Source organism: Maricaulis sp. (genome assembly GCF_017643475.1).
Lineage (GTDB): Bacteria > Pseudomonadota > Alphaproteobacteria > Caulobacterales > Maricaulaceae > Maricaulis.
On sequence record NZ_JAEPNI010000005.1, the window covers coordinates 107,900 to 132,136 of the forward strand.

Below are 24,237 nucleotides of genomic sequence, written 5' to 3' on the forward strand. Positions count from 1 at the left end.
CTGGCGCCTAATTTGCAGGCGCTGCACCCGGCAAGGCGATTGCCTCGAGCTGCGCGAAGACAGCTTCCGGCATAATCCTGAGGGCGATCGCCGCCAGAAGTGTTGTTGCCGTTTTCACCGGTTCGCGAAGCAGTGCGACCGGTGCCTTCATCAGAGCCCTGGTTGTCAATTTCAATGCTAGACCCCGATCGCGCATCCGTACGGCTCGACGCGCGAGATAACGAAGCTGGAACGCTTCAGCGGCCGCCTCCCAGCGACGTGCGAAATGCGGCGAAATCCCTCGCACCTTGTTGCGAACGTACAGCCAGCTGTCGAATTGCGCCTCGATATTGGCCGAAAGCCCGCCCGCATTGACACGATAACCGGTGAGAGCTCCCGGGATGCCCTCAAACTGCCAATCAGTCTGCAAGGCGATGCGCAACCAGCAATCGATATCCTCAGACTGTTTCAGACGTTCATCGAACCATTCCGTTTCTCCTGCAAACCGGGAAGAGGGTTGCGCAATGCTATCAAAGACCGCGCGTCTGATAACGGGCGTGGACCCATTACTCACCGGGTTTCGCTGGAAAATGTCGCGCGCCGAGATATTGGTCAGCCGAGGGCGCTGTTCCATGCCCAGGGGCACGCCCCGCTCATCGATCAGCTTGGCCCCGGAAAAACTAACGCCCACGTCCGGCCTCTCGCGCAAATGCTCCAGATGCCGCTCCAGCTTCTGGGGGTGCCACAAGTCATCCGAATCCAGGAAGGCGATGATCTCCCCACGGGCATAGCGAATTCCGCTATTGCGTGCCCCTGCGAGCCCCCGATTCTCCTGGCTGATGATACGAACCCGCGGGTCAATGAACGCCCGGCAAAGCTCGATTGAATTGTCCGAACCGCCATCATCAATGATGAGAAGTTCAAGATTCTCATAGGTCTGGGCCAAGACACTCTCGACCGCCGCCTCGACATATCTCTCGACATTGTAAACAGGCATGGCAACAGAAACGATTGGGGAGGTCATCGTACATACTCCTTGATACGGGGGATGGGCAGAAACATGGCCAGCGCTGCCAGCAGGGTCAGGCCAACGCGCCACGGCATTCGGCAAAAGATCAGAGGGTCCGCAGAACAGGCTCGGGCAATCAGCGCCAACGCTGTTGCCGGCAATCCGCTTCTCAAAGCCCGTCTCGCCTGGTTGCGATGGAAGTCCGCGACCAGCCCACGCCAGATCGGGTCCACCAGTTGCGGCGCAATGGCCCTGGCCCGGGCCATGAAAAGGCGCCAGCTCTTGGCGGTCAGCGCGAGATCGGCGGAACGCGACTGGTCCGACACACGATAGTCCAGCAACACCCGATCAATACCTTCCAGCGTGAACGAGGTTTTGCTGGCCACCCGGAACAGGAAATCCTGGTCCTCGATATGCGCCATGCGCGGGTCGAAGTCGCCCACCTGCTCGATCACGCTCGTTCGCACAACGATATTCGATGTCGTGCAGACCGGGTTCTCGGACAATAATTGTGCCGGCGTGAGAACATCAAAATGTGGCGTCGGTCGCCGCGCGGCCTGACCATCCCCGTCCAGCAACGCAACACGCGTGTAGACCACACCGACATGCGGGTTGCGGCTGAAGTGCGCCAGACACGCCCCCAACCGATCCCTGTGCCAGTGGTCGTCTGCGTCAAGGAAGGCGATCAACCGACCCCGCGACAACTTGATCCCCACATTGCGAGCAGCAGCGGGACCCGCGTTCTCCTGCGCGGTTACCCTGATACGCTCATCCAGCGCCTCCAGGCCCAAAGCGATTTCGAGCGTGTCATCAGAGGAGCCATCATCTACCAGGATCAGTTCCCAATTGCGGAATGTCTGTGCTTGAACCGAGAGCACGGCCTTGGTGATCGTCGCCCGTGCGTTGAAGACGGGCATGACCACTGAGATTGTCGGATGACTAATCATGGATTTGGCTCCTTTCGAGACGTGAATGAGGGCTGCGGGCGTTGAGTGTCAGGACGGTGGGATAAAGAGCCAGCGCGATCAGGGTCGCTGCGAGCGCGAGCGCGATGGCGGCGGCGAACAGACCGATCTGGGCGCCCATCAGAATTGCCCCCAGGCAGACGGCTGTTGAGGCGAACACGGCGAGAAACTCAAACCGGGGCAGGCCGGATGCGCGCAGCAGCAGCGCACAGGCATCGGTCAGGAGCTTGGCAGGCCCGCTCAGGCAGAGAACAGCGATCAGGGGGATGGCGAAAGACCATTCCTCGCCAAAGACCAAGGGGACATAGAAGGGCACCGCAGCGGCCTGCAGCAGGAAAACACCTGCCAGAGGCGCCGCAACAGTCCGCAGGCCCTCGCGGAATGCCGCGACTGCCGACCCGGTGGCTCGAATGGCCGCGCAAAGATTGGGATAAAACGCGCCATTGAAGGCTGTCGACAAGGCCGATGAGAGGCCTAATCCGGCGTTGAAGGCGAAGTAGTAGACCCCCAGCAACTCAAGCCCGCAGACCGCACCGATAATCAGCTTGTCAACGTGAAGTCGTGCTGCATTGAGCAATTCGGATCCCAGGACCGGGGCTGCGAAAACCACCAGCTTGCGCGGAGATGAGAAACCAGCGCTTCGGTCCGGACGCCAGGGCCGCCCCCACATCACTCCAATCAACCACAGTGGAGCGGTCAGGAGTTTCGGCAGGACAATCGCCCACGGCCCGAAACCGGTAAGCGCAAGGCCCGCGGTCAGTATATTGTCCGTCGAGACCTGGACCGCATTGACGGTCGCGAGGCGCGACATGCGCTGCTGACGCTGCAGCATCCACCCGTGCGGAACACCCGCCGGCATGACCAGATAGACCCCGGCCAAACAGACGATCATCAAGGCGACCTCGCCCGACCCGGTCGAGCGCGCGACGATACCGGCCACGAGCACCTGCACGCCTGTCAGAACAAGGCATGTCGCCCATCCAGCCAGATGAGCCGTGCGCATCAGCGCCGGCAAATCGTCTTCATCTGCGGCAACAACTGCTGCGCCGATACCGTTCTGGTTGAACACCCGTACGAGCTCGAACACGGTGATCGCCACAGCAGCCGTGCCAAACTCAATCGGTGTGAGCATGCGCGCCAGACAGATCGCTGCGAGGATCCGGGTGACGCGGGAGACCATTTCAGCGGACGCCAGCCAACCAACATTCCTGAGCAAGGTGTGCGAGCGGAGTCTGTCTACCACCAACTGGATCATGAAAGTGTCCTTTCGTTGATCCTGAGGTTTCAATTCCGGCGCCAGACACCTGGAAATCTATTTATATGAATAATTTCAGAAGCTTATGAATTCCCTTCTTTCAGGCAGCACGATCGGAATTCGCGATATGCGAGACAGATCTGGCAAATCACGCCTCTGACCATTGCATTTTGAAAATCAACTGCGCGCCACCTTCACTTCTATATTCGAATTAAAATCATTAAAACATACACTTAGATACTATTCTGCAAAACTGGTTCTCAGCTTGAAGCACTCCGAGTGAAGTTTAAGGAGTAATAACATGGTTGATTTGCCGCTGACCGCATCGGATGAAAGCCTGGCTTCGATCGCTGCATTCAAGCCCCAGACGACGACCTTTTGCCAACCGACAAGAGAGGAGGTCGGCCCGACAACCGATGTCCTGGGGCTCCAGCTTCTTACCTTGTCGCAGTCAGAGACCATCGATCTCCTGATTGAACGCCTCAACCACAGGGCCAAGACTCGTATTGCCTTCCTGAATGCGCATTGCGCCAATGTCGCATCAACGGACTGGCAGTATCGCCAAGCCCTGGAGTCGTGCACCTTGGTTCTGCCGGACGGCATCGGCATTGAGATGGCCAGCCGCCTCGGTGGAGATCCGATCAAACATGATCTCAATGGCACGGACTTGTTTCCTAAACTCTGTGACGCTCTGCGCGATGCCGACAAATCGGTATTCTTCCTCGGCGGGCGGCCAGGGATCGCGGAAGCTACGGCGCAGGCGGCGGTGAAAACCTGTCCAGGCTTGCGCATCGCAGGCACCCAACATGGGTATTTCGGCCCACAGGACGAAACCGCCATTATCGACCAGATCAATGTGGCACGCCCGGACGTGGTGCTGGTCGCGATGGGTGTTCCTGTTCAGGATACCTGGCTGGCCAGGGTAGGCGCCCGCATCAATGCTCCATTATTGGCAGGTGTCGGCGGCCTGTTCGATTTCGTCTCCGGCGCAACGCCCCGCGCACCGGCATGGGTACGCAAAACCCGCCTCGAATGGGCCTACCGGCTGATCCAGGAACCACGCCGGATGTGGAAACGATACCTTCTCGGAAACATCGCCTTTGTCGCACGAGCGCTGGCTCATGGCTGGAAACGACGCTCAGCGGCTCGCCGAAAAACACTCAGCCTGGCCCTCAAGCGCGCACTCGACCTCTGCGCCAGCGCCCTGGCCATCACCGCACTCTCGCCAGTCCTTCTGCTCACAGCGCTCTCGATCCGACTGGAAAGCCGTGGCCCGGTATTGTTCCGCCAACAACGGGTCGGCGAAGACGGAACGACTTTCGAGATGTTCAAATTCAGATCCATGTACACCGACGCAGAGGCCCGGCTGGATCAGCTTCTACAGGCTAATGATCGTAACGATGGCGTCACCTTCAAACTCAAGCACGACCCCCGCGTAACCGGCATCGGTCGCTGGATCCGAAAGTATTCGATCGATGAGTTACCCCAGCTTTTCAACGTCTGGCGCGGGGACATGTCGCTTGTCGGCCCTCGCCCGGCACTACAGCGCGAAGTGGAGAGGTATTCCGCATTGGATCGCGAGCGCCTTTGTGGCAAGCCCGGTATCACCGGCATCTGGCAAGTGAGCGGTCGCGCTGACATTCCGTTCCAGAAAATGGTCGAGATGGATGTGCGCTATCTCAAGACGCGGACACTGATCACGGATCTTGTCATTCTTGCCCGGACGCCTCTCGCTGTTGTGTCCGCACGGGGCGCTTACTGACGCAAACACCCCATAATGGTGGTTGCAAAATGAAAAAATGTGGTGTTGCATATTGCAATGACACTGCAATATGCAACAAATCGTGTCGGGCGAGATCCCACTAAACCTTTGATCAAAGGTCACATCTCGCCCCACAAGACCCGGCCCTCCCCTTGCAGCGCCCAGCACTGCGAGAAGGAGATCCGGGATGACACACGCCAAAACAACCTCATCGACAACAGGGGCACTCGGGAGGTTAGCCGTGGGCTCTCATGACCAACACGCCGAGGACGCGGATGCCGCTTTGCGAGCTGCGCTCTTCCAGGCGGCCCTCGACTGCATCATCATTATCGACTCCGCCGGGTTGATCGTGGAGTTCAACGAAGCAGCTGAACGAACCTTTGGTCACAAGCGCGGCGCCGTGCTGGGGCAATGCATGGCCGAAATCCTGGTGCCCGAGAAGCTGCGCAATGCACATTTCTCAGGCATGGAGAAATACCTGCAATCAGGAGCCCATGCCGTCTTGGGAAAGCGCATCGAAGTTCCCGCCCTGCACAAGGATGGACGCGAACTAATGGTCGAGCTGGCGATCACGCCGGTCCACCTTACCGATCAGACGTATTTTACAGCCTACCTGCGTGACATCACAGAGCGCCTGGCCGCCGAAGCAGAACTCAAGAATTCCCGCCAGCGCTATCGCGACCTGTTCGAGAGCTCCGGCGACGCGATCTTCATCCATTCGCTGGATGGAAAGATCATCGATGTAAACGAGAGTGCGGAACAACTGGTCGGCTGGAAGCGGGATGAATTGATCGGCATGCGTCTTCCAACGCTCCACCCGGTCGACGACCACGCAGTGGCCAAGACCGCAATCGCGAAGGTCCGGGAAGCGGGAGACACCCGCCTGGACATCCGCTTCCTGCACAAGTCAGGCGTCGAAATTCCAACCGAAGTGAATGCACGAACATTTGAGGCAGACGGAGAGGTTCTGGTGCATGCGGTCGTGCGAGACGTATCAGAAAGGGCGCGGACCGAAGCCGAACTAAGAGCGGCAAAAACCGAGGCCGAACAAGCGAATGCCGCCAAGACCGAGTTTCTGGCCAATATGAGTCATGAAATGCGCACGCCGCTGAATGGTGTCATCGGCCCGCTCGGTCTGATCCAGCGCTCCGAGCTAAGCCCCGAGGCCGCACGCATGGTGAAATTGGCAGAGCGCTCCGCAGAAAGCCTGCTGACCCTGATCGACGACGTTCTCGACATCAGCCACATCGAATCCGGGCGCATCGAGTTGAGCGACGAAGCCTACGCCCCCAACGACATCCTCGACCAGGTCCGCGAGATATTTTCCAACTCAACAGCGGACAAGGGCATCAGCCTTGCCGTCGATAACCTTCCGGAGACCCTGCGACTGGTCGGAGACGCAGGCCGGGTTCGCCAGGTCCTGTTCAATCTGGTTGGCAATGCGATCAAGTTCACGTCGTCCGGCTCGGTCACAGTCAAGGCAGGGCTGACATCATCACCGGACGGACCGCAACTCTCCTTCTCGGTCATCGATACTGGCGTAGGTTTTGACCAGGACCGTCTGCCGGAACTGTTCTCACGCTTTCAACAGGGCGGTGGCGCCAGCTCGGTGACGGATGGTGTAGGCCTCGGGCTCGCCATCACGCGGGAGCTTGTGGAGCTGATGGGGGGGGACATCGACGCAACCAGCAAGGTGGGCGAAGGCAGCACTTTTTGTGTGCGAATTCCGGCGATAGACGCAGCCCCGGAAACTCCGTCAACTCCTGACAGACAACGCCAATCGGAACATCTGCAGGGGCGTGTCCTGTTGGCGGAAGACAGCAATACCAACGCCGTCGTCGTTGCCAATATGCTGGCCAGAATTGGAATCGAGCCTGTAATCGTTCCCGACGGAGCGGCAGCGGTTCAAGCCATTGAGGACCAGGTGTTCGATCTGATTATCATGGACGTCGGAATGCCTGTCATGGACGGCCTGGAAGCGTCTCGACTGATCCGCCAGTCCGGCAACAATATTCCCATCATCGCCCTGACAGCGCACGCACTGCCCGAAAACCGGGAACAGACCCAGGCGGCCGGCATGAATGGATTCCTGACCAAACCCATCCGATTGAACGAGCTTGTACGCGAATTACGCAAATGGCTGCCTGCCGCCGACATCGCCGCGCACGCTGTACTCGATCCTGGCTGCATCACCGAACGCTGGGAAGACGACCTGGATGGGTATGCCTTTGTCCTCGGCATCTTCCTGGATGAGCTTGCCAACCGGCAGGCAACCATCACCGAACATCTGCAGTCCCAAGACCTGGGCAGGCTGAGACATGAGGCCCACGCCATCAAGGGTGGTGCCAGCAATGTCGGCGCCGACGCCTTGTCACACGCCGCGGGGCGACTGGAACACGCCTCCGGTATGGATCAGCGTGACGGCACTCTGGACAGGCTGCTGGCCAACCTGGGCCGTGCCGCCGAGGCCTTCAGACAGGAGGCCGAGAAACACATCACCCCACCCCAAGGAGAACAAGGATGAGCATTGGCCGCGTCCTGATCATTGAAGACAGCCCGTCCCTGGCCCGCACCTACGAGGCCCAGCTCAAACGCGATGCGGCCGCGATCGAGATCGCCGAAGATGGGGCCGCCGGCGAACGCGCCATGGGCGCTGGCCGACCTGACTGTATTCTCCTCGACCTGAACCTGCCCGACGCCAACGGCATGGACCTGCTCAAGGCGTGGCGCGCATCCGGCGTGACAACGCCGGTCGTCGTGATCACCGCCAACGGCTCGATCAATGTTGCCATCGATGCCATGCGCGAGGGCGCAACGGACTTTCTGGTCAAACCCTTTGGCGCCGACCGTCTGATCACGACCGTGAAGAATTCGGTTGAGAAATCCAAGCTGGAAAAGGTCGTTCGAGCGCTCGAGCAGAGCAAACCGAAGACCCAGTTTGCGGAGTTTATCGGCTCCTCCCTGCCCATGCAGGCCGTCTACCGCGTATTGGAAACGGCCGCCCCGTCAAACGCCGGCGTGTTCATCACCGGCGAGACCGGAACGGGCAAGGAATTGGCGGCCCGCGCTGTGCACAACTCCAGTGCCCGTGCCGGCAGGGCCTTTATCGCCGTGAACTGCGGCGCCATCCCGAAAGATCTGATCGAAAGCGAACTTTTCGGTCACGTAAAGGGCGCCTTCACCGGCGCAACATCGGACCGGGCCGGCGCTGCGGAATTGGCGAATGGCGGCACACTATTCTTGGATGAGATCGGCGAAATGCCGATTGACCTGCAGCCGAAACTCTTGCGCTTCCTGCAAACCGGAACCTATGCGCGGGTCGGCGACAGTCGCGTTCGTCAAACCGACATCCGGATTGTTGGCGCAACCAATCGTGACCCGTGGGGCGCTGTGCGCGCCGGCCAGTTGCGGGAGGACCTTTACTTCCGCCTGAACGTCATACCTGTTGAGCTTCCGCCGTTGCGTGACCGCGGCGGCGATGTCCTCGCTCTCGCTGACGCCTTCCTGACACGATACGCCGAAGATGAAGGTCGCGACGCCTTGCTGTTCACCGAGGATGCCCGCCAGGCCTTGCTCGCTCACCACTGGCCCGGAAATGTCCGGGAGCTGGAAAACCTGGTCCGTCGCTGCGTTGTGTTGGCCGAAGGGTCGACGGTGGAGGCCTCAGACCTGGCGCTCGAACAGGGCTTTGCCCCTCGGAGCGAAGCGTTGTCCGCTGGAGTTGAGGCGACGCCCGCAACTCCGCAACCCCGCGTCACGGGCATGGCACCTGCTGCGGCATCTCCGAGCGGCAACGGTATTGAGCCGCTGTGGGTTGTCGAGAAACGCGCCATCGAACACGCGATCGCGCTGTGTCATGACAATATAACCGAGGCCGCGAAAAAGCTGGAAATCGCTCCATCCACGATCTATCGCAAGCGGGAACAGTGGGTCGAGAAAACCTGAATCGTCTTTAGGCTCGACCATAACCTGCCCAACGATACCGATCACGGGAACAACTGATACCCAGTTGCTTCCGGTGTTTCGCGACCGAGCGACGCGCTATCGCGATGCCCATTGCGCCAAGCCGGGACGAGATCAGCGCATCGGACATTTCGCCGGGGACGGCCTCCTCGCGGATGAGCCGATTTATATGAGCCCGAACCGCTGTTGAAGACGACGCTTCACGCCCCTCATCCTGCCGGTCGACCGAGACCGAGAAGAACTGCCGGAGGGCCAGCACACCTCGCCGCGTCAGGATGTATTTGTGCGCCACCGCACGGCTGATCGTCGATTCATGGACACCCAGCTCCGCCGCCACCTCTCGCATGGTCAGCGGAATGAGATGGACGTCCCCTTCCTCCAGAAACCGATACTGGCGCCGAACCAGCAGACGCCCGACGCGCAGCAAGATTGCGCCTCGCTGCCTCAAAGCCTGCTGCAGCCAGTTCACCTCGAGCTGCGCGGACTCCAGAAACCGGTGCGCCTCGGCGCAGAGCGTCCGGTCGGACCGCCAGTTCCGGTAGTCGACCTCCATGCTCAGCCGCGGACCACACCCGCGTGCCAGTACGAGCTGGGTGTCACCGTCGCCCCCGGACCTCAGAACAAGGTCCGGCCTTACTTCAATGGGCTCAACAGGATCGTATTTGAGCCCCGGCGTCGGATCGAGCTGGCGCAGCAGGTCGAGCATGTCACGCAGCTCCACTTCATCAACATCACAAAGCCGGGCAAACGCGCTTGCCGGCACCTTGTGCAGCTCCGCCAGGTGTTCGAACAGTTTTCGCCACGCCTTTCGGGACTTCACGGCAGGATCCAGCTGAAGCCAGAAGCATTCTGGCAGATTGCGGGAGGCAACTCCGGCTGGTTCGAGCGATTGCACCAATTGCAGCGCCTTTCCGGCCTCGACATATTCACGCTCGATCCGCTCCCAATCGCCCGGGTCCAGTCGACCGGTGGGGTCAAGGCTATCAATGATCATACACGCCAGGTGTCGTACGCCGGCGCTGGTCCGCACCAATCCCAGCTGCGCCTTGAGGTCCTCTCCCAGGTGTCGACGCTCAGGCATCGAGGCAATCCTGTCTTCGCATTGCCCGGCAGACCCTCGCGATCGGGCCCATGTCGGCATCTCGGCGATCAACGGATTGGCCTCGCAAATCGCCGCCACCTCGCGCTCCAGATCATCCTGAGCAAGCCCTAGCAGATACATGGAGCGCTGAAGCTCCGGAGATATCGTCTGTTGCGTCGACAGCGAGTGAGAAATCTTGAAACGATGTGACAACTGGTTCATGGCGTCCCCCACCACCAGTATCCGCCCGCCAGCCCACCTCTCCAATACCTATACTTTTCAGTAAGATAGACAAAATGCGCCGCTTCCTGCGAAGAAACGCGTTGCAATTTGCATCGCGATCTCTCGCGAAACGCATTGCAGGTATTGGCGCGGATCGGGCCGGGCCTCCCAAAGCCCCAGCAAATGAAGCCCTTCCGGCAGGTTGCATGTTCAATGCGCCGTCCGGTCAAACCTTTGCAGCCTCCAGAGACAGGATTGCTGCATCGGAGGATGAGATGACGCGCAAAATTCTTGTTCTGGGGGGAGCTGGCTATATCGGCGCCCATGTCGCCAAGGCTATCGCCCTGCGTGGCGACGTGCCGATAGTCATGGACAACTTGTCGTCGGGCCGGTCCGATTTCGTCAAATGGGGTCCGCTGGTGAAAGCCGACATCCGCGAGACCGCCGCCCTTGATGCCGTATTTCGGACCTTCCGACCGGACGCGGTCATGCACTTCGCGGCATCCATCGAGGTCGGCCTGGGTGAAACCGACCCAATCGGTTTCTGGAACAACAACGTGGCCGGAGCGCTGAATGTCCTGGAAGCCATGCAACTGCACAGCTGTCGATCGTTTGTCTTCTCCTCGACGTGCGCAGTCTATGGAAACCCCGAACGGCTACCGCTGTTCGAAACCCATTCGCGCCGCCCTATCAACACCTATGGCCGCACCAAGCTCGCAATCGAACAGGCGCTCGAAGACGCCGCCCGGGCCGGCCATATCGACTATGCAGTCCTGCGCTACTTCAATGCGTCCGGCGCCAGCCCAGACGGCGAGATTGGTGAGGAACACGACCCCGAGACCCATCTCATACCACTGGCCCTGTTCGCAGCGCACGGTACGGGAGCACCGCTAAAAGTCTTCGGCTCGGATTACGAGACAGCAGACGGGAGCTGCATTCGCGACTACATCCATGTCAGCGATCTCGCGCGTGGACATCTACGCGCCCTGGATCGCCTGTTTGCGAGGCAGGAAAGTTTCACCTGCAATCTCGGCACCGGCCAGGGCGTATCGGTGTTTGAGGTCCTGCAGGCAGTCGAGCGTGTAACGGGGCGCAAAGTGCCCTTCTCGATCGCGCCCAGGCGAGACGGCGACCCGGCAGCCCTTTACGCCAATATCGAGTACGCCAAACACGTCCTCGGCTTCGTCACGCACCGGTCAACCATCAATCAAATCGTTCAGGACGCGTGGAACTATCACCGGCACCAGCCGGGTGCGGACCACCTGCCTGGAACCATGTGCTCACAAGGCGGCTAATGCGACACGCATTGCAACCTTCAATTTCTCACCACGACAGCCCCCAGCCACGTAACGGGCCATGACGGAGATTGAATCACCCACGGACGGTGTCATGCAGTGAGACCAAACCTGCCGGTCTGAGTGGCGGCAGTGCCAGACGGCGGTGGATCGGTCTTGAATGAGCGGGGTCGGACCTAACTCAGGCGACAAGTTCACGCCATTCGGCTAGGGCTTGGGAACAGTTTTCCTTGAATTCTTCGCGGCGGTAGAAGTGGCGTTCGAGGCTGAAGGAGTTGTGAACAGAGGATTGGACGACGGCGAACTTTTGAAGACTTCGCATCGACCTGAACCGGTTCATGATTTTCTCTCGTCGCCGCAAGGGCTGATGTGAGTTTTCGGCCCTGTTGTTGAGCCACCTCCCGGTTTCATGCAGGCTGGCAATTCCGAGTTCACGAAACGCGGCCTTGTACGACGGCAGCTTGTCGGTCACGATTTGGTCTGGCGCTCCATATCGCTTCATCGCCTTACGCAGAAACTTCAATGCAGCCTTGCGACTCCGCGTCTTGGTGACATACGCCTCGAGCACTTCACCCTCATGATTGACGGCCCGCCAGAGATAATGGAGTTCGCCGTTTATGCGCACGAAAACCTCATCCAGATGCCACGCCCAGTTCGAATAGTTCGTGCTCTGCACGCGCCATTTTCGGATCGACTTCGCGAAGAGTGGACCGAAGCGATTCCACCAGAACCGCACAGTTTCATGCGTGATGTCGATGCCCCGTTCATGGAGCAGATCTTCAACGTTGCGCAGTGAGAGCGGGAAGCGGATATACATCATCACCGCAAGACGAATAATCTCGGGCGAAGTCTTGAAATATCGGAACGGGTTACGCATCACAAAACGCTACGAAATCAGGCGAACCCGCTAAAACCGTTTTTCTTCTGACAGCGCCCGCCCCGTTGATCCAATCGAAACTGGCAAACGAGCGCCAACATCCGGCCGCTTTCGCGCCCAGACCCAACACAAATTTCAACAAGATTTCCCCCGTCACTCTACATCTGGCATCGCCGGTTATCTTGATCGACCGAAATCCCGGTCAACACACATGATTTCGTCTCACAACTAAAATAGAGCTCTGTTGCGACAACCCAAAAAACGAATTGGCGAAAGCAATATCTTCACAATATTTCAGGGCCTTGGCCGCATTTACAAATTCTCGAAAGCACTCACTAACGAACAACAGTCGCAACCTGAAACCTCTATTTTTCCACAGCATCAGGCACCTAGTCAGGTTGATGATCCGGCACGCAGATAAGGCGTCGCCAGCATCTGGATATCGACCTGCGCTCTCATTCGGCGCGCCAGCAGATATAACCCGCCGAACTTTCGGTGAAGGTAGAGGACGTCCATTGGCGGGACCTCCCGGTACCCGGCCTCCAATCCAAGCGCCATCGCCTGGTCGCGAAGGCGCACTGCGAGGTCGGAAGCCGCGAAGTCGAAGCCGTCCTTGGCCCGCAATGGCTCAAAAGCAGCGTTCATGATCGGAAGCAAGAAGTCGATCTGCTGCGCGGGTGTACCCGGGCCGATATATCCAATCTGCTGAGACGCTGCCCGCAACCCCGCGATGTCATTCTGCGACCCTGCCCGTAGTAAATCGCGATAGGCTTCCGCCAAATCAGGAGGGACAGTCCGGGTCGCGCCAAAATCGAGGAGAACGAGGCGTTCCTCTTGCGGGTCGAAGCGATAGTTCGCGAGGTTCGGATCGGATTGAACTCGTCTGAACTCAAACAATTCTCGGAACGAAAGCGCGAACAGTTCCGTGACGACCCGGTCGCGCAAGGCCTGCGGCGCGTCGTCCAGGGTCTCCAAGGGTCTGGATGACAAATACTCCATCGCCAAGACATCCGGTGTTGTCAGATCGCGATGCAACGCTGGCAGGCGGTACTCCGGTGCCGTCTGCAGCAAGCCATTGAACTCCGCGAGCGCATCGGCTTCAGCAAGGTAGTCTGCCTCCTCATGCAACTGCCGCTTGGCTTCCTCAAGCAGGGGCCGGACTTCGAACCCTGATGGCATCAGGCCAGACAAGCGGATAAGCGTGCCCACATTGTCAACATCGCTATCAATGCTTTCGCGGACGCCCGGAAACTGAACCTTTACAGCGAGGTCTCGGCCATCCGGCGTAATGGCACGATGAACTTGCCCGATCGACGCGGCTGCGAGCGGGCGCAGGTCAAAGCGCTTGAACCGACCATACCAGCCTTCTCCCCAGGCTTTGTTGAGCACTGTGCGAAGTTGGCGTGGTGGCATGGGATGCGCGCTCGAGCGCAGCTGGGCCAGAACCGAGGCGAATTCAGGCGGCAGGAGATCACCGGCATCCATTGACATCAGCTGACCGACTTTCATCGCAGCGCCGCGCATGCGAGAAAGTTCGCGGGTCAAGCGCAGAGCATTGCCCGGGCTCAAGGCGATGCCCTGCAGATCAACAGGCCTGCCGGTGACCACCGCTCCCAGCCCCTTGCCAATCACCTCAGCTCCGATACCCGCTGCGGTCGCGCTGAGCCGCACGAACCGGTTTAGCCGACCGCGTGGCACGGCAACGCCGTTTGTGGATCGGTCTCGCTCGGACATAAGTCGTTCCCTACCTAACGCCTGGTTTCGAGGTAAGGCCGAAGTGCGAGTCGGCAAGCGCGCTCAGTCCGCACGCTGCTGACGAAACGTCGCAGACGGGTGGTGTCAGACAAACCGACCGGGTCTTTCAAGGTCTGCCTTAATATTGCTCAGGCCAGACCGCTTCTCCCGTCTGCGCCTTGGTCCAGGCCTGCGCGGACGGGTCAGGCACAGGGAATACCACCCGACGGTGAGTGAAAACAGGGAATTACCCTACCCGATCTGCCCGAAACCCCGGACTGAGACTTTCCACCGGAAATGCCCTTCAGCGCGGGGACGTCGGGGTCTCGACTTCGGGAGCCCCGTGCGAAGGCACGGAAATGCCGCCGGATTTCCGGGGCTCGGGCACGCTTTGTGATTTCAGGGAAAAGAGTGGCGGTGCTGGCAGACGCAAACAGATCGGTCTCGAAAGACCGATTTTGATCCTGTATCAGGCCACAGGCTGACGCCATTCGGCCAGGGCTTGGGTGCGGTTCTCCTTGAAGTCTGACCGGCGATAAAGATGACGTTCGAGATTGAAGTGGTTATGAACAGAGGATTGGACGACGGAGAACTTTTGAAGACTTCGCATCGATCTGAACCGGTTCATGATCTTCTCTCGTCGCCGCAACGGCCGATGTGAGTTTTCGGCCCTGTTGTTGAGCCACCTCCCCGTCTCCCGGCGGCTGGCAATTCCCAGATCACGAAGCGCCGCCTTGTAGGACGGTAGCTTATCGGTCACGACCCGGTCCGGCGCCCCATATCGCTTTATCGCTTTGCGCAGAAACTTCAGCGCTACCTTGCGATTCCGCGTCTTGGTGACATACGCCTCGAGCACTTCACCCTCATGATCGACGGCCCGCCAAAGATAGTGAAGCTCGCCGTTTATGCGCACGAAAACCTCGTCGAGGTGCCAAGCCCAATTCGAGTAGTGTCCCTCCCGAACGCGTCGATTGCGGATCGACTTCGCGAACATCGGACCGAACCGGTTCCACCAGAAACGCACTGTCTCATACGTGATGTCGATACCGCGCTCATGCAGCAGATCTTCAACATTGCGCAGCGAGAGCGGGAAGCGGATATACATCATCACCGCAAGGCGAATGATCTCGGGCGAAGTCTTGAAGTACTTGAACGGGTCACGCATACGCAGAGGCTACGAAACCGCCACCTTGCGCTCAAGGCCACCTTCCTCTGACACTACCATCTCAAGCTCTACCGGAGTGGGTGGTCGAGACCTGGTTCCAATTCGGCCCTGTCCTGTTCCCGATCGCAGCACTCGTTATTTGAACTGTTATACAAAACAGGTCCCGAAGTGGACTATGAACTCGTCGGCCCAGATCTCTTCAGTGCTACCGATTGCGGAGCCACCTGGCCAATGATGCGGGTGCATCAAACTCCTTGCGGTTTGCTTGAATTGCCGTCCCCTCGTCTGTTCGGCTGGAGTAGGAGGCCGCAGAACGAAAGCCGTAAAAATCGCCTCCGTGGGAAAGTGTGAAATTCCCCTCGACATCTGTCCGGATGAATAGTCCCAGGCCGTAGTGAAGGCCCGCTGCAGCGTTCACCGGATTGGGTCTCGATGTCATAAGCTCCAATTCTGCCGGAAACTCCCCGCCCCCAAGTCTTTGGAAGAAACATGCGAGATCCTCGGGAGACGTCACTAGCCCCCCCGCGGCCCACTCATAGTCCAGCGGACGGTTCAGTGAACCATATTCGCCGCTAAGGCGATCACGAAAGATGCCAGGTCGAACTGCAACGGCGAGGTTATCATGCCGCCGGCCAAGTTGAGGCTGTGTTTGCTGAAGGTTGAAGCGTTCGATCACACGCTGCTCAACGAGGTCGGTGTAACGTTGTCCAGTCACTCGCTCAACGATCAGTCCGGCAAGGATGTAGTGAGAATCTGAGTACGCGAAGTGCGCTCCAGGCTCCCCGGATGCATTCGAATGAACCATATAGTGGAGCAAATCTGTCGGAGTGAGATCACGCTGGAGATCCCGCGCGAAAAGATGAAACCGCCAGCTCTCTAGATAGTCCGGAACGCCTGCGGAGTGGTTGAGCAACTGCCGCAGCGTTATCCGATCATGATTGGGCAAACGACTGAAGCTGGGCACATCCTCAAAATGTGCGACTACAGGTTCGTCGAGATTCAAAACCCCTTCGATCACGAGCTGAGCGACAATAAAGGCAGTAAATGTCTTACCGATGCTCCCGCCGAGGAATCGGGTCGAGACATCAACAGATGGCCCAGCCGGCCCCGCCGGCCCGGCTGCAGCAAAGTGAACGTCAGTGTCCGTGCATATTGCCGCGCCTATACCCAAACCCGAGGCCGCTGAGGCCTCACGGTCAACATGGTCTCGCAATTCCGGAAAAGCGGTTGCACTCTGCCCCATCGCCATACCCGCTGATGACGTGAAGACAATCGAAACAGCCAGCAAACAGCTACGACCCCATTTCGCTCCAGTCCGGGTGATAAGCATCCTGATCCCTCGCGTTGCTACCGCATCTCAAAGCGGTTCGTTTCCTGTATTCTCGACCCCAGTTTCTCGTCTCATCTGCGAGATTGCACAACATCAATCAATGCATGGGAGCTCAACAGAACTCGTGCGGCTCTGACCCGCCGGTTGCGCTTGGGTCGGGCAGGCTGGGCCAGCACGTCGCTGGTTCACCCAAGGCGCAACTTTCGGGTGGATTGCACCCGCGGTGCCGGCAATTTGGTGCCTCCAATTCACACAGGAGCCCCGATTAATGGGATATCTCATCAAAGGTCTTTCACCCGAAACCTTCTCCCCACTTTTCGAACTCGACCACAACGCTCTTGCTGTGAGAGAGATGAAGCGCGTCACAGCGATTTCCAAACCGGGCTACCCGTGCCGGGTCAGCCTCCAGGATGCCGAACAGGGTGCTGTCAGACCAAAACGGATCGGTCTCAAAGGATCGAGTTTGAACCTATCTCAAGCCACAAGTTGACGCCATTCGGCCAGGGCTTGGGCGCGGTTCTCCTTGAAATTTTCGCGGCGGTAGAAATAGCGTTCGAGATTGAAGTGATTGTGGACGGAGGATTGGATGGTGGCGAACTTTTGAAGACTTCGCATCGACCTGAACCGGGTCATGATTTTCTCTCGTCGCCGCAAGGGCTGATATGAGTTCTCGGCCCTTTTGTTGAGCCATCTTCCCGTCTCCTGTCGGCTGGCAATTCCCAACTCACGCAGCGCGGATTTGTAGGACGGTAGCTTGTCGGTCACCACCACTTCCGGGCAGCCATATCGCTTCGTCGCCTTGCGCAGAAATCGTAGCGCCGCCTTGCGATCACGGCGCTTGGTGACGTACGCCTCAAGAACTTCGCCCTCGTGGTCGACGGCGCGCCAGTGGTAGTGGAGCTCTCCGATGATCCGGATAAAAACCTCGTCGAGATGCCAGGCCCAGTTCGAGTAGTTTGTGTTCTGGGCGCGCTGCTTCTGGATAGACTTCGCGAAGAGCGGACCGAACCGGTTCCACCAGAAGCGAACCGTCTCGTGTGTTATATCAATGCCACGCTCGTGGAGCAGGTCCTCTACGTTCCGAAGCGAGAGCGGGAAGCGGATGTACATCATCACCGCAAGGCGGATGATCTCGGGCGAGGTTTTGAAATATCGGAACGGATTGCGCATCACAAAACGCTACGATTTCAGGCCAATCCGCTCAAACCGTTTTTCTTCTGACAGCACCTCTCTTACACTCCGTTAAGTTGACCAGGCGTTGCACACATATATTTTGCCCTGGTCGGCACGCTATGCCGCATTCTCGGCGGTGCTACGCCCTAACGACCGCGTCATTTGCCGACTAAAATCAACTACAGTTGGAGCTTCCAGTTGTCCGCCTTGCTCACCCGAATGGCAAAAGGCCTTTGCTTGTCTGCCACTGTCATTGCGTTCCCGCTTTCCGCACCCAGCTTCGCGCAATCCGACCCTGCCAGCTTTGTGGACAAACTTCGACCTCGTGTCTGGTTTGGCGGTGTAGAAGAGCGCTATTCCCTCGATGAACGTATGGCGGATTATGGCGTGCCGGGAGTTGCTGTCGCCATCATTGATGATGGGGAGGTCGTTTTTGCCTCGGGATTTGGCGTGCGACAATCCGGTGCGGCGGATCCAGTCGATGCCGACACCGTGTTTTCAGCAGGATCCGTCAGCAAGGTTGCTACGGCTAGCCTTGTATTGAGACTTGCGAACGAAGGCGCCCTCGACCTGGATGCCCCCATTGCCACTCAGTTGACGAGCTGGTCCCTGCCGGATCATCCCGAGTTTGACGAAAGTCGCGTTACGCTGCGCACGATCCTGTCGCACACGTCTGGCTTCAACATGCACGGTTTTCGTGATTTCCAGCCTGGCGACGATCTCCCGTCGACGATCGATACCCTGGAGGGCCGAAGTCCGGCCGTGAACGACCCGCTCACACTCCTGTTCGAGCCGGGGACGGAGTACAAGTACTCCGGAGGCGGCTATACGCTCGCCCAACAGGTCGTAAACGACACTGCCCCGGCAGCGGGTTTCGACATGATCGCGAGTTCACACCTGCTGGCGCCGCTCGGTATGACTCGCAGCACATTCACCAACCCACTGCCGCCGGAGCATGGCAATATCGCCATGGCTCACAACCGGGACGGCGCGGCCGTCGCGCTACCACGCGGCTATGAGGCCTTCCCGGAACGCGCAGCGTCCGGCCTATGGACAAGCGCGAACGATCTCGCGAACCTGGTTGGCGCCCTTCTGGCCAGTTATCGGGATGATGACGGCTTTCTCCCTCGCTCTCTGGCACAAGACATGATGACGCCAGTGTCACCCAGCGAACACGGGCTGGGACCGCGTATTGAAGGCCGTCATGGTGTGCTCCTCTTTCACCATGGTGGCGTAAACTCCTCCTACCATGCCTGGATCGAGGGTCATCTGGCTACCGGTGACGGGTTGGTCATTCTGACCAATGGCGCCGGTGGTAATGGCCTGATAACGGAAATCAGAAACGGCGTTTCCGACGCGATGAACTGGGAGATCAACGAGCCAATCTCGGTTCCCGAGATCGCTCTCTCCGCGGAGCAGCTTTCTGACTATGCCGGTTCGTATAGCGTCGACACGGGCTTTCCCTACGCCTTGCGCCGCATTATGACACGCCGGATTTTCGACCAGCGAATTCACATTGCTGTAGACGGCGAGCGATTGACCATGACCGTCGACGGCGATGACGGCGCCATCGCACTCATCCCGCTATCACCCAACCGGTTCTGGATTGAGGGTTTCGGATTGCGCTTGGGCATTGCCGAACTGGAATTCCACCGCGATGCATCCGGGGATACCCAATCGGTTACTTTCCATTTACCGAACGCCAGCTCTCACTACGTGCGCGACTAGGCGTTCAGGGTAGCCGATTGGCCAACCCGCCCTACCAGGGCATCAGATCGTCGAGGACGATCATAGCACCTGGCACGTGAACTACTTGCGTCAAATGTCCCAGCGGGGTGCTGGCAGACACAAACGGATCTGTCTCGAAAGACCGGGATCGAACCTATCTCAGGCCGCAAGCTGACGCCATTCGGCCAGGGCTTGGGTGCGGTTCTCCTTGAAGTCTGATCGAGAGTAAAAGTGACGTTCGAGATTAAAGTGGTTATGGACGGACGATTGGATAGCGGCGAACTTTTGAAGACTTCGCATCGACCTGAACCGGTTCATGATCTTCTCTCGCCGGCGCAGCGGCTGATGCGAGTTTTCAGCTCTGTTGTTCAGCCACCTCGCGGTCGCCTCGCGATGCGCAATTCCCAGATCACGAAGCGCCGCCTTGTCGGACGGTAGCTTGTCAGTGACGACTTGATCCGGCGCCCCATATCGCTTCATCGCCTTACGCAGAAACTTTAGCGCAGTCTTGCGATCCCGCCGCTTGGTGACAAACGCTTCAAGCACTTCACCCTCATGATCGACGGCCCGCCAGAGATAGTGGAGTTCGCCGTTTATCCGGACGAAAACTTCGTCGAGATACCAGGTCCAGTTCGAGTAGTTAGTGTTCTGGAGGCGGCGTCCTCGGATCGACTTCGCGAGAAGTGGACCGAACCGGTTCCACCAGAAACGCACTGTCTCATGCGTGATGTCGATGCCGCGCTCGTGCAGCAGATCTTCGACGTTCCTCAGCGAAAGCGGGAAGCGGATGTACATCATCACGGCCAGGCGGATGATTTCGGGTGAAGTTTTAAAGTATCGGAACGGATTGCGCATCGCGCGACGCTAGGAAACTGGCGCTCCACTCTCAAGCCGAAGCTCCTCTGACACTGCCAGCGGAGATCGGCGCAAATCGAGCTGCACGTATGAAAACGGCATCGCATCGATTGTGGATGGTTAGCCATCTACTAACGATTTCGATTTATTCAGTGTCGTAACGCAACTGGGCAGTTGAGGATACGATGCTTACTCAATCTAGAACCACTAACATCAAATCCAAATTCGACGCGATAAGCAGGTCACAGGCGATCATCGAGTTCGATACGTCAGGCAAGATACTTTTGGCCAATGAGAATTTTTGCAATGCGATGGGGTATTCGCTCGATGAAATTCGAGGGCAGTACCATCGGATGTTCGTCGACGCTGAGTATGCTGAGACCGATGAGTATCGCGAGTTCTGGGCACAACTCGGGCGCGGCGAATTTTCGGCGGCTGAATACAAACGACTCGCGAAGGGGGGGCGTCCCGTTTGGATTCAAGCGAGCTATAATCCGATTTTTGATGACCGAGGCTCTCCGATCGGCGTCATTAAGGTGGCGACCGACATAACAGGCGAAAAACAGCGGCAGGCTGAAATTGCGGGCAAGCTCGAAGCCGTCGATCGAGTGCAGGCCGTCATCGAGTTTGATATGGATGGCATCATCCAACATGCCAATGAGAACTTCCTGGCAGCCGTTGGATACGATCTCGATCAGGTTGTCGGCAAACACCATCGGATGTTCATGGATCCCGTTGAGGCGGAAAGCGACGCGTATCAGACGTTCTGGTCGGAACTCAATTCGGGCCAGTTCAAAACCGGAGAGTTCCGTCGCATAGGTAACCATGGAAAAGAGGTTTGGATCCTCGCCAGCTACAACCCCGTGTTCGACCCTGACGGTCAACCAATTAAAGTCGTTAAGTTCGCGACCGATATCACCGCTCAAGTCCAGGAAAGGGCAGAGCGAGCGGACGCGCAAAACGGGATAACGCGAGACCTCGAAAAGATCTCAACATCCGCGTCGGAGGTTTCGCGACAATCGGCTGAAGTCGCGACGTCTTCTGAGCAAGCTTCACAAGGCGTCCAGTCCGTCGCTTCTGGAGCTGAGGAGCTTGCTGCGTCGTCACGTGAAATTTCCCAGCAAGTTTCTCGGGCGATGGAAGTTACGCGCAATGCCGTCGAAGAAGCGGATGTCACCAATGAGTTCGTCTCCGGGCTATCCGACTCGGCAAACCGGATCGGTGAGATCGTTGAAATGATTAATGCAATCGCCGAGCAGACCAATCTGCTTGCCCTCAACGCCACAATTGAGGCGGCCAGGGCCGGTGATGCAGGGAAGGGTTTCGCCGTTGTCGCTAGCGAAGTGAAGGGCTTGGCCAACCAAGCCGCAAGGGCCACCGATGAGATCGGTGCGCAGATCACCCAAGTGCAAGACGTAACTGCCAAATCGGTGACTGCGATCCAGTCGATCCGCCTGACCATCGGTGAAGTGGACGAGATCTCGTCTGCGGTCGTGGCGGCTGTTGAGGAACAAAACAGCGTGACGTCGGATATTTCTGCGAGCATGCAGCAGGTCGCATCCGGCATGGCGGATGTAACGCGCAGTATGCAGGCTATTGACGAGGCGACCGGGGAGGTTGAAGCGGCAACTAAGGTCGTGAGGAAAGCCGCCCAAGCCATCTGTTAGTGCAAGCTTGCGAGGGTCAATAGTCAGGATGGTGCTGTCAGACGAAACCGGATCGGTCTCGAAAGTCGAAGTTTGAGCCCAACTCAGGCCGCAAGCTGACGCCATTCGGCCAGGGCGGCGGAGCGGTTTACCTTGAATTCTTCGCAGCGTTAGAAATTACGTTCAAGGTTGAAGTGGTTGTGAATCGACGACTGGACGGCGGCGAACTTTTGAAGACTCCGCGTCGACCTGAACCGGTTCATGATTTTCTCTCGTCGCCGCAATGGCTGGTGTGAGTTTTCGGCCCTGTTGTTGAGCCACCTCCCGGTTTCCTGCCGGCTGGCAATTCCGAGTTCACGAAGCGCCGCTCTGTAGGACGGAAGCTTATCGGTCACGACCCGCTCCGGCGCCCCATATCGCTTCATCGCCTTGCGCAGAAACTTCAGCACTGCCTTGCGATCACGGCGTTTGGTGACAAACGCCTCAAGCACTTCACCCTCATGATCAACGGCCCGCCAGAGATAGAGGAGTTCGCCGTTTATTCGGACGAAAACTTCATCGAGATGTCAGGTCCAGTTCGAGTAGTTTGTGTTCTGGACGCGGCATCTTCGGATCGACGTCGCGAAGAGTGGACCGAAGCTGTTCCACCAAAATCTCACTGTTTCATGAGTGATATCGATGCCGCGTTCGTGGAGCAGATCCTCGACGTTCCGGAGCGACAGCGGAAAACGGACATACAGCATCACGGCCAGGCGGATGATCTCGGGCGACGTCTTGAAAATATTTGAATGGGTTACGCATCCGCAGAGGCTACGAAACCGCTACCTTACGCTCAAGCCCAAGTTCCTCTGACACTGCCCCCTGAACCGCGCAGCAGTGCGCGCATCAGTCCAGATTGCGGCGCTCGACACGGTCATGCTCTCGCACACTGGCATCAAGCCCGGTGCCGGCCAGCCAGGCCAGCGCATCGGTATCGCCATTGAGATGGGCTTGCCAGAACACGGTTGTGATCTCGGCAGTCACCGCCTGCACGTCCGGATACCAATCCGGCACCGCACCGCCGCCGGGCGCCCGGCGACGCCCCCCGAACACGCTGTGATCTCCGTCCTGGAAAACGACCAGATATTGCTCGCCATCCGGGATCAGCTGAAAGGGGATGGTGCGGTCGGCCGGGTCGATATCAGGCTGCACGGCAGCGCGGTCTTCCGTTCCGGTCATGTGCAGCATCGGCGTCGACATGTTGGCGTAGAGCCGCGGATGCGCGCGCGCCGGCAGCCGGGCAGGCGGCGCTGTCGGACTGAGGGCGATACCGGCATCAATCCGGTCGTCACCAAACTGGCCACGCGGGCCGAAACTGCGGCCGAGCAGGGCGATCGTTGTTGCAGCGCCGTAGGAATGGCCGGACAGACCCAGCCGGTTGGTATCCACTGCCAGCTCGCCCGCGGCAGCGCGGCGTTCCAGCTCGTCGATGATGAAGGGAATATCCTCGAAACGCGCGCGTGCACTCGCCGGATCACGGCGGCCGCGCAGGGCGGAGATGGCCTCTTCGCGGCTGGTCATGCCCTCCAACAGGGACCGGTCCGTGCCGGGGTGCTGGACGAAGACGCCCAGAAATCCGTGACTGGCCCAGTGCTCGCCAAGATAAGGCGCTGCCTCGCGTGAGCCGGCCAGACCGTGTGAAAAGATCACGACGGGGAAGGGGCCCTCGCCATCGGGCAGGTAGAGTTTGACCGGAACCTCCCGCTCGCGCGCGGTATCCGTCCACGTCTCAAGCACGGTCTCTACCGTATGCGGTCCGTGATCATCATACAGCGTTCCCGCATCGCTCTGCGCCATGGGAACAAGCGCAAGAAGTGCGGCAAGACACGCAAACACACCAATATTCTGAACCATGTTTCCCCCCTGGGTACGGGGGTTGAACGGGTGAGCAGCGGAAATCCGTCGCGCGTATGCTGATCAACACCCCCCATGGTCCTAACCGATCGAGTAATCCGCGCCTGCGCGTCAGGGTGCCGGGCCGCGCGGGCAGACAAGGCTGGCGCGAACACCTTTCCCAGGGTGCTGTCAGACGAAAACGGATCGGTCTCGAAAGACCGGGACCGAGCCTAACTCAGGCCGCGAGTTGACACCATTCGAGCAGGGCTTGAGTGCGGCTTTCCTTGAATTCTTCACGCCGGTAGAAATGGCGTTCGAGATTG

The 24,237-nt window shown here is 58.7% G+C and carries 17 protein-coding genes and 1 pseudogene; 6 read left to right on the forward strand and 12 right to left on the reverse strand.

Going from position 1 to position 24,237, the window contains the following annotated elements; translation table 11 throughout:
- Positions 1-7 precede the first annotated feature (7 nt).
- The 3 genes from JJ889_RS15435 to JJ889_RS15445 are packed head-to-tail and all read right to left on the reverse strand — an operon-like array spanning position 8 to position 3,208.
- Positions 8-1,003, reverse strand: a complete 996-nt coding sequence (locus JJ889_RS15435) for a glycosyltransferase family A protein (protein ID WP_291896675.1) — start codon at positions 1,001-1,003, stop codon at positions 8-10.
- Entirely contained in the window at positions 1,000-1,935 is a 936-nt protein-coding gene (locus JJ889_RS15440; protein WP_291896677.1) for a glycosyltransferase, read from the reverse strand. The genes JJ889_RS15435 and JJ889_RS15440 overlap by 4 nt, the downstream gene beginning before the upstream one ends.
- Positions 1,928-3,208 carry an oligosaccharide flippase family protein gene (locus JJ889_RS15445; RefSeq protein ID WP_291896680.1) on the reverse strand — a complete coding sequence of 427 codons (1,281 nt, stop codon included), beginning with the start codon at positions 3,206-3,208 and terminating at the stop codon, positions 1,928-1,930. Before JJ889_RS15445 ends, JJ889_RS15440 begins: the two co-directional genes overlap by 8 nt.
- Positions 3,209-3,509: 301 nt before the next feature.
- On the opposite strand from JJ889_RS15445, the gene JJ889_RS15450 reads away from it, so the two are divergent.
- The 3 genes from JJ889_RS15450 to JJ889_RS15460 all read left to right on the forward strand — a co-directional run bounded on the left by JJ889_RS15450 (position 3,510) and on the right by JJ889_RS15460 (position 8,915).
- Positions 3,510-4,970 (forward strand): WecB/TagA/CpsF family glycosyltransferase, encoded by a 1,461-nt coding sequence (locus tag JJ889_RS15450; RefSeq protein WP_291896682.1) that lies wholly within the window; start codon positions 3,510-3,512, stop codon positions 4,968-4,970.
- 241 nt (positions 4,971-5,211) lie between these two features.
- Complete coding sequence (locus tag JJ889_RS15455) at positions 5,212-7,494, forward strand: PAS domain-containing sensor histidine kinase (RefSeq protein ID WP_291896685.1); 2,283 nt, start codon at positions 5,212-5,214, stop codon at positions 7,492-7,494.
- A complete protein-coding gene (locus JJ889_RS15460; protein ID WP_291896687.1) occupies positions 7,491-8,915 on the forward strand; it encodes a sigma-54 dependent transcriptional regulator in 1,425 nt (474 codons plus the stop codon). The genes JJ889_RS15455 and JJ889_RS15460 overlap by 4 nt, the downstream gene beginning before the upstream one ends.
- A gap of 7 nt (positions 8,916-8,922) precedes the next feature.
- On the opposite strand, the gene rpoN is transcribed toward JJ889_RS15460, so the two are convergent.
- On the reverse strand, positions 8,923-10,236 hold the full coding sequence (gene rpoN, locus JJ889_RS15465; protein WP_291896691.1) for an RNA polymerase factor sigma-54: 1,314 nt from the start codon (positions 10,234-10,236) through the stop codon (positions 8,923-8,925).
- 275 nt (positions 10,237-10,511) lie between these two features.
- Between rpoN and galE the strand changes: the two genes are divergently transcribed.
- Complete coding sequence (gene galE / locus JJ889_RS15470) at positions 10,512-11,531, forward strand: UDP-glucose 4-epimerase GalE (protein ID WP_291896693.1); 1,020 nt, start codon at positions 10,512-10,514, stop codon at positions 11,529-11,531.
- A 181-nt stretch (positions 11,532-11,712) separates the two neighbouring features.
- Here the strand turns inward: galE and JJ889_RS15475 are convergent, their stop codons facing one another.
- From JJ889_RS15475 to JJ889_RS15495, 5 genes are all read right to left on the reverse strand, one after another.
- Positions 11,713-12,408, reverse strand: a complete 696-nt coding sequence (locus tag JJ889_RS15475) for an IS6 family transposase (RefSeq protein WP_291896696.1) — start codon at positions 12,406-12,408, stop codon at positions 11,713-11,715.
- Between the two features lie 393 nt (positions 12,409-12,801).
- Positions 12,802-13,932, reverse strand: coding sequence for an AarF/ABC1/UbiB kinase family protein (locus tag JJ889_RS15480; RefSeq protein ID WP_291896698.1), 1,131 nt, complete (start codon positions 13,930-13,932; stop codon positions 12,802-12,804).
- A gap of 679 nt (positions 13,933-14,611) precedes the next feature.
- Positions 14,612-15,307: an IS6 family transposase gene (locus JJ889_RS15485; RefSeq protein WP_291896701.1), complete on the reverse strand. Its 696-nt coding sequence runs from the start codon at positions 15,305-15,307 to the stop codon at positions 14,612-14,614.
- A 205-nt stretch (positions 15,308-15,512) separates the two neighbouring features.
- Positions 15,513-16,637 (reverse strand): serine hydrolase, encoded by a 1,125-nt coding sequence (locus tag JJ889_RS15490; RefSeq protein WP_291896703.1) that lies wholly within the window; start codon positions 16,635-16,637, stop codon positions 15,513-15,515.
- A gap of 474 nt (positions 16,638-17,111) precedes the next feature.
- On the reverse strand, positions 17,112-17,807 hold the full coding sequence (locus JJ889_RS15495) for an IS6 family transposase (protein WP_291896705.1): 696 nt from the start codon (positions 17,805-17,807) through the stop codon (positions 17,112-17,114).
- 240 nt (positions 17,808-18,047) lie between these two features.
- Between JJ889_RS15495 and JJ889_RS15500 the strand changes: the two genes are divergently transcribed.
- On the forward strand, positions 18,048-19,538 hold the full coding sequence (locus JJ889_RS15500; protein WP_291896708.1) for a serine hydrolase: 1,491 nt from the start codon (positions 18,048-18,050) through the stop codon (positions 19,536-19,538).
- A gap of 159 nt (positions 19,539-19,697) precedes the next feature.
- Here the strand turns inward: JJ889_RS15500 and JJ889_RS15505 are convergent, their stop codons facing one another.
- On the reverse strand, positions 19,698-20,393 hold the full coding sequence (locus tag JJ889_RS15505) for an IS6 family transposase (protein WP_291896710.1): 696 nt from the start codon (positions 20,391-20,393) through the stop codon (positions 19,698-19,700).
- 185 nt (positions 20,394-20,578) lie between these two features.
- On the opposite strand from JJ889_RS15505, the gene JJ889_RS15510 reads away from it, so the two are divergent.
- The gene (locus JJ889_RS15510; RefSeq protein WP_291896713.1) at positions 20,579-22,060 is read left to right on the forward strand and encodes a PAS domain-containing methyl-accepting chemotaxis protein; all 1,482 of its coding nucleotides are present in this window, start codon (positions 20,579-20,581) and stop codon (positions 22,058-22,060) included.
- Between the two features lie 83 nt (positions 22,061-22,143).
- Here JJ889_RS15510 and JJ889_RS15925 read toward each other — a convergent pair.
- Both JJ889_RS15925 and JJ889_RS15525 read right to left on the reverse strand, forming a co-directional pair.
- Positions 22,144-22,840 (reverse strand): annotated as a pseudogene (locus JJ889_RS15925) (IS6 family transposase).
- Between the two features lie 84 nt (positions 22,841-22,924).
- The gene (locus JJ889_RS15525; RefSeq protein ID WP_291896717.1) at positions 22,925-23,932 is read right to left on the reverse strand and encodes a hypothetical protein; all 1,008 of its coding nucleotides are present in this window, start codon (positions 23,930-23,932) and stop codon (positions 22,925-22,927) included.
- Positions 23,933-24,237: the final 305 nt, after the last annotated feature.

Coding starts and splice junctions, on each gene's coding strand:
- JJ889_RS15435 (WP_291896675.1), bottom strand. CDS start 1,003: ATGACCTCCCCAATCGTTTCTGTTGCCATGCCTGTTTACAATGTCGAG.
- JJ889_RS15440 (WP_291896677.1), bottom strand. CDS start 1,935: ATGATTAGTCATCCGACAATCTCAGTGGTCATGCCCGTCTTCAACGCA.
- JJ889_RS15445 (WP_291896680.1), bottom strand. CDS start 3,208: ATGATCCAGTTGGTGGTAGACAGACTCCGCTCGCACACCTTGCTCAGG.
- JJ889_RS15450 (WP_291896682.1), top strand. CDS start 3,510: ATGGTTGATTTGCCGCTGACCGCATCGGATGAAAGCCTGGCTTCGATC.
- JJ889_RS15460 (WP_291896687.1), top strand. CDS start 7,491: ATGAGCATTGGCCGCGTCCTGATCATTGAAGACAGCCCGTCCCTGGCC.
- rpoN (WP_291896691.1), bottom strand. CDS start 10,236: ATGAACCAGTTGTCACATCGTTTCAAGATTTCTCACTCGCTGTCGACG.
- galE (WP_291896693.1), top strand. CDS start 10,512: ATGACGCGCAAAATTCTTGTTCTGGGGGGAGCTGGCTATATCGGCGCC.
- JJ889_RS15475 (WP_291896696.1), bottom strand. CDS start 12,408: ATGCGTAACCCGTTCCGATATTTCAAGACTTCGCCCGAGATTATTCGT.
- JJ889_RS15480 (WP_291896698.1), bottom strand. CDS start 13,932: ATGCGCGGCGCTGCGATGAAAGTCGGTCAGCTGATGTCAATGGATGCC.
- JJ889_RS15485 (WP_291896701.1), bottom strand. CDS start 15,307: ATGCGTGACCCGTTCAAGTACTTCAAGACTTCGCCCGAGATCATTCGC.
- JJ889_RS15490 (WP_291896703.1), bottom strand. CDS start 16,637: ATGCTTATCACCCGGACTGGAGCGAAATGGGGTCGTAGCTGTTTGCTG.
- JJ889_RS15495 (WP_291896705.1), bottom strand. CDS start 17,807: ATGCGCAATCCGTTCCGATATTTCAAAACCTCGCCCGAGATCATCCGC.
- JJ889_RS15505 (WP_291896710.1), bottom strand. CDS start 20,393: ATGCGCAATCCGTTCCGATACTTTAAAACTTCACCCGAAATCATCCGC.
- JJ889_RS15510 (WP_291896713.1), top strand. CDS start 20,579: ATGCTTACTCAATCTAGAACCACTAACATCAAATCCAAATTCGACGCG.
- JJ889_RS15525 (WP_291896717.1), bottom strand. CDS start 23,932: ATGGTTCAGAATATTGGTGTGTTTGCGTGTCTTGCCGCACTTCTTGCG.